Raw genomic sequence first — 5,908 nt, forward strand, 5'->3', positions numbered from 1 at the left:
GTGGCGGCGGCGCCCGCAATGCCACCTGGATGGCCATGCGGCAGCGCCTGCTACATTGCCCCGTACTGCCCGCCAGGCACCTGCAAGCAGCTTACGGCGCTGCTCTGATTGCGCGTCGGGGCCTGCTTCAGACAAAAACCGGGCAATGAACTGAGCCGGCGGGTCCGGGAGGAAACCATATACGGGTCAATAAAAAAGCGCCCCCGGTTTCGGAGGCGCTTTCCTTGCCCAGCATGCCTTGCGACTCAGGCGGACAGCCTGTCCAGGTCCCGGCTGCACTTGAGGCTGAGGGCGAATTCCACATCCGTTCCTTCCGGATAGACCTGGGCCACGATCCAGATCTGGCTGAGCTTGTCACTCATGCCTGTGAGCGCCTTGAGCGCATAGCGCGTACGGTCTTCATCGAAAAAGGCAAACGGCTCATCCAGGAAAGCAAACTGATCGCCGTGCACACGGCGGGTCAGCAGTTTTTCGGACAATGCCAGACGCAACGCCAGCATGATCTGGCGCTGGGTGCCACTCGAAACCTCGTCCAGATCCATGAAATCGCGCTTGTCACTGGAGAACACCCGCACGGTCAGATCTAGATCGATACGCAGGTGCTCATAGCGCCCCTGGGTGAACACCGGCAGGGTTCTGGCCACCAGGTCACGAATATCGCGGTTGAAGTTGCTGGACACGAAACCGGAAGCGCCTTCCAGCAATTCAATGGCTTTCAGGCGTTTTTCCTTCTTGCCCTGAATCTCCATGATCTTCTGCTTCAGGCTCTCGGTGACTTCTGTCAGGCGTGCCACCTGGCGCACGCGCTCCAGTTCCCGGTCCACTTCCTGGCCCAAGGCCCAGAACTTCTCTTCCTTGCTGTTGATCTGCGAACGCAGCCAGTGTGACTCGGCCTCGACATAAGTGCGCACTTCAGCAATATCCGCCACCACGTCATCGACTTTTGAAAGCAGTGCGGCAAAGGCACTTTCCTCTGGACGGACCGGCTCATCCACTGCCGGAATGGTCATTTGCTCCTCACCTGCCTCGCTGAATTCAGGCTCTGGCTTCGAAGCGGCCTCTTCCTTTTCAGATGCCGTTTCCCCGACGAAGGGCGTTACTGCGCGGGCCTTCTCGAGCGCGTCGCTGAATACCCGCGAATCATCCGCAAGAGTCCGCGCCCGGGAAGCATGTTGCGCGGAGCGAATCCAGAACAGCAGCATCAGTACGGCAAAACCAATACCGGCGTATCCAATATAGGGTATCCAGGCATCCTGCCAGTTGGGCAGCTTTTGCTGCAGCATCTGCAACAGCTGCTGCGACTGGGCCATGTCCGGCTTCTTTGCCAGCAGGAACCACGCTCCACCGGCTATCAGCGCCAGCACAAAACTGATAAAACGCCAGAAACGGGCGCGGCCGCGCTTGCCCCGCGCACGTTTGAGCAGGGGCTGATTCTGGACATAGACATCGGCGGCGGCTTCCAGATTTTCCACCACCGATTTGTTGGCGTTGATCTCCGCCTCCAGTTCGTTTTTCCCATCTTCGAGCTGCATCAGGTAGCCTTCCTGGAAATCCAGCTCTTCCAGCTCCTGATTCAGGGCTTCTGCCTCGGCTTCCAGTTCTTCTGTCATCTCATCGAACTGGGCGATCTCATCCTCGAAGCCAGCGGCCACGTATTCCAGCGGCGCTACGCCTGCCATGGTCTTGACCGCCACGCTGTGAGGATGGGGCGTCGTGATCTCCCGCTGGGCAAGATAAAAGGATTCGACGAATTCATCGAATTCATAACCCAGAATCTCGAACAGGCGATCGGCCACTCCCGAAACGCCCCGGGCGATGGGGTTGTCGATATCATCGGCCTTGCTGAGTCGCGCGCTGTGACTGCCATCGAGATCGAGGAAGCGGGACAGCTGATAGGCTACGCCATCCACGGTAAAATCCAGGGTCACGGCACAATGATGCTCGCCCCAGCGCAGTACCTTGTCCAGATCATCGGGGCCGAGAGAAAACGTGCGCCCGAACAGGGCAAAACACACCGTCTCCCCGATAGTGCTCTTGCCTGACTCATTCTCGCCACTGATGGCGATGATGCCTTTTTCCGGCAGATCCTGAAGATCCAGCTCCGCATATTTCAGAACATTCGTTGCCTTGACTGCATTGATAATCATGCCAGACCCTCTTCTTCGAGTTGACGCAGACGCGTGAGGGCCATTTCCATGGCCTCGCGGTAGGCCGCTTCATCAAATTCCTCACCGGAATTCTGTCGACGCTCGAATTCTGCCGCACAGTAGGCGGCGAATTCTTCGGAAATTGCTGTCTGACGTTGTGCCGGATGGGGAGCCAGCTCTGTATCCAAAGACATAATCTTGTCCCTTCAGCTTAACAGATAAAGATACCTGCATATCATTAATATCAATGGGTTATGAACTATATATAACCTGGTTTCAAACAGTTTATAGCTTTCGGAAATAGACGGACTGAGTCGGGATATCCACTTCCTGAACCTGCAACCTGATCCGCTGATCAGGCTGCATGTCATCACTTCGCCGGATACGGCTTTCCAGCGCCAATTGAGGAATCATAACAACCGCCTTGCGTTCTTCCAATGCCATTATCACAGCTTCACCCTGCCAGTCGCCCTGTTCCTTGAGCCAGATCAGTTTCCAGTGCAAATTGGACAGACGCTCAGAGCGACGGATGACACCTGTTACCGCACTGGCGGCCGCCATGTGTTCACCGACCTTGTCCAGAGGCGTATTGCCCGTGACGAAGGCCCGCAATTGCTGGTGCACCAGCAGATCCGCATAACGGCGCAGGGGGCTGGTGGCTCTGGCATAATAGTCCAGCCCCAGGCCAAAATGCCGCCCGGCGCTCAATGCCGCATTGCTGGGCTTGAACAGGCGCCGGTAGGCATAGGCTTCAGACATGCTCTGGGGCTGGCGTATTTCTGAAGGTTCAGGCTGAACCGCATAGGGAATCACGACATCATGCTGCTCGGCAAAGCGGGCGGCAGCTTCTCCTGCCATGAGCATGGCATCGGTCACCATTTGCCGGGATGCCAGTCGTGGCAGAGGCTTGATCACGATTTCGTCACCGATCACCCGCACACTGACTTCCGGCAGGTTGATCTCGGCGGCATTCCGCGCCAGGCGTGCTGCCCGGTAGGTTTTGGTGAGCTCATGCAGGGCAACGAATTCAGGCGCCTGCAAGCGCTGTTCCGCCTGCTCATAGCTGATTCGCGTCACACGAACCCGGCTGGGCACGATCTCAATATCGGTGACTTCCGATTCCGCGTTGAGGCGGAAACCGAATGACAGTGCCACCGATTCTTCCTGCAGGCCCAGCCCGAGCTGATCTGTCACTGCCGGTGGCAGCATCTGCACCATTTTTTCGGGAAGATACAGGTTGGCGCTGCGGTCACGGGCCGCCAGATCCAGGTGGCTGTCGGGACGCACCAGGGCCGCCACATCGGCCACGTGCACCCAAATGCGGTCACCATCGATACTGATGGCATCGTCCGGATCCGTGTTGCCCTCGTCATCGATGGCCCAGGATTGCAGGTGGGTCAGATCCTTGCGCGCTTCTTCAGCAAGCACAGGCACAGCCAGCCCGGGGGATTCAATAGCAGCGCCCTGTCGCAACGGCCAGGGGTTGAAGCGTGCCGGCCAGTAACCGCAACGCAACAGAAAGCCGTGCGCGCTCTCCGGCGTTTCTGCAATATTCAGGGCACTCAGCACACAGCTCTTGGCGGTTTTTCCCAGCGCCACCCGTTCGACCTCGCCCAGGCGGTTGAAATCCTGCTCCTCCAGACTGCCCTGCTGCACACGTTTGAGGAAAGCTGCCCACGCCTTCTGCTCCGCTTCCTTGTGCGCCCGCTGTTCACGCTCGGCTTCCACGTCCTTTTCCTTGCGCGCACGCAGGTTGCGCACGGATCCTTCGAAATACAGGCCATCCCTGAGCACCAGCCAGGTCTGCCAGGCGGTAGCTGGCGTGAATTCACCGTAGACCAGCTCGGCGACTTCCTCCAGACTGGCCGTTTCCCCCTGGAGCAGTTCCCAAGCTTCCTCGACGTTGCCACCCTCTGCTTTCAGCGCGCCCAGATCCCTGACCGGGCCGGGATGCAGCAGGGAGATATCCTTTTCCCGGACGCGCTTGGTCTTGCCGTCTTCGAAACGGATTTCTATCTTGTCGGCCACGGATTCCGCGATGGCGGGACGGATCTTGTACAGCACCAGGCTGCCAGCGTGAATTCTTGCTTCAGTCACAGGTAAGCATCAGAAGTAGTCAATGGCGCAATGATACCTGTTTGTCTTCCCCGGGGGAGCAAAACCTGAGCAGACAGGAAAAACACAGGGTTGTTCACCAGCGCGATTCGGTACAATCTGTGGCATCACTGCCTGAACAGACGAACCACCATGAACCTGAACGATTTTGTGCAAACACTTCATTTGGAACAAGCCCCTGCAGAAGCGGATTGCGCGCTCACCGCACCCGCCGCTTTGGGGCTCATCAGGGTACAGGGAGAAGATGCCCGGGATTTTCTTCAGGGACAGCTCACCAACGACATCAACAGGGTCACCCCCGATGAGGCACAGCTCAGCGCCTGGTGTACCCCGAAAGGACGCATGCTGGCGCTGATGCTCATCTTTCAGCGCGGCGATGATCTCTACCTGCAGTTGCCTGCCGAACGCATTGAAGCGGTACTGAAACGGCTGCGCATGTTCGTCCTGCGCTCAAAGGTGACACTGGATGATGCCAGCAACGAACTTGCTGTGCTGGCGCTGGGCGGCCACTGCATCGATGAATTGCTCGGCAGTATTCCTGAAACTGACTTCGCCAGCGGACAGGCAGAAGAGCTGACCGTCATCCGCTTCCCCGGGGAAGTGCCCAGGGTACAGATCATCGGCGACATCCAGGCCATTTCCACATTTCACGAAAGGACAGGCACACGCGCCACAGCGGTCAGCAGCGTCTGGTGGACGGCACAGAATATCCGCAGCGGCATTCCTTCCGTGTACGACGCCACCGCCGAGGCTTTCATTCCCCAAATACTCAACCTGGACATACTGGGAGGCATCAGTTTCACCAAAGGCTGCTACACGGGCCAGGAAGTGGTGGCGCGCATGAAATACTTGGGCCAGCTCAAACGCCGCATGTACCTGGCGCGCTTCGACGGCGACATAACACCTCAGCCCGGTGACAGCCTGTTTTCACCCCAGAGCAAGTCGGCACAGGGTGCGGGAAAGATCGTCGATGTCGTGCCTTCGTCACAGGGCGGCTGGGAGGTGCTGGTCGTGGCCCAGATCGACATTGCGGAAACAGGCGATCTGCATCTGGGTGACGCGGCCGGTCTTCGACTGGAACTTTTGCCTCCACCCTATGGTCTGGAAACCCCGGAATGATGCCGGTAAAGTGAACCCCGTTCTTGACACTGATGAAACCCCTCATGCACCATGCCAGGCATGAAATCAAAAGGGAGCAGTAGTGCAATGATCTTTCGGCAAGCCATTCTTTTCCTTGGCCTGACAGCAGGAACCTCTGCCTTCGCCAGCTGCCCCTTTGGGACAGACTGCAAGCCGCCTCCCTACGAGGCCAAGCCCGAAGCCCCTGCCGGCGCCAGCGCAGGCGGCGCCTATGCTCCCCGTTTCCAGCCCGGGTATGGCGCTGTCAACTCTGCTCCCTATCAGCCATCCAATCAGGCAGGCAATGTATATTCCGCACACGTCTATGGCCTTCCACCCTGCGATCCCAATGCGAAACCACCGGAAACCAAACCAGTCGTGCCCGTTATTCCTGAAGAAAAACCGCCGGGTAACTACTCACCCCTATCAGCATAGAGCTGTCCCGAAAAGGCCATTTGAATGGCGACCAGCGGATTGTATCCCTGATTTGCCATGGTCTGCAGGTAACTGGAGATGCGGCAATAGGC

General features: G+C 58.0%; 5 protein-coding genes. 2 read left to right on the forward strand and 3 right to left on the reverse strand.

Going from position 1 to position 5,908, the window contains the following annotated elements; genetic code table 11:
- Window positions 1-245: 245 nt before the first annotated feature.
- The 3 genes from ACOCD2_RS10865 to ACOCD2_RS10875 form a co-directional block, all read right to left on the reverse strand.
- Entirely contained in the window at window positions 246-2,147 is a 1,902-nt protein-coding gene (locus ACOCD2_RS10865; RefSeq protein ID WP_293645593.1) for an AAA family ATPase, read from the reverse strand.
- Window positions 2,144-2,341, reverse strand: a complete 198-nt coding sequence (locus ACOCD2_RS10870) for a hypothetical protein (RefSeq protein WP_293645595.1) — start codon at window positions 2,339-2,341, stop codon at window positions 2,144-2,146. Before ACOCD2_RS10870 ends, ACOCD2_RS10865 begins: the two co-directional genes overlap by 4 nt.
- A gap of 91 nt (window positions 2,342-2,432) precedes the next feature.
- Entirely contained in the window at window positions 2,433-4,244 is a 1,812-nt protein-coding gene (locus ACOCD2_RS10875) for an RNB domain-containing ribonuclease (protein WP_293645597.1), read from the reverse strand.
- Window positions 4,245-4,394: 150 nt separating this feature from the next.
- On the opposite strand from ACOCD2_RS10875, the gene ACOCD2_RS10880 reads away from it, so the two are divergent.
- Both ACOCD2_RS10880 and ACOCD2_RS10885 read left to right on the forward strand, forming a co-directional pair.
- On the forward strand, window positions 4,395-5,381 hold the full coding sequence (locus ACOCD2_RS10880; RefSeq protein WP_293680094.1) for a YgfZ/GcvT domain-containing protein: 987 nt from the start codon (window positions 4,395-4,397) through the stop codon (window positions 5,379-5,381).
- 87 nt (window positions 5,382-5,468) lie between these two features.
- On the forward strand, window positions 5,469-5,816 hold the full coding sequence (locus ACOCD2_RS10885; RefSeq protein WP_293645600.1) for a hypothetical protein: 348 nt from the start codon (window positions 5,469-5,471) through the stop codon (window positions 5,814-5,816).
- Window positions 5,817-5,908: the final 92 nt, after the last annotated feature.

Origin of the sequence: Thiolapillus sp. (assembly GCF_048562965.1) — a bacterium.
Classification (GTDB): Bacteria; Pseudomonadota; Gammaproteobacteria; order Chromatiales; family Chromatiaceae; genus Thiolapillus; species Thiolapillus brandeum_A.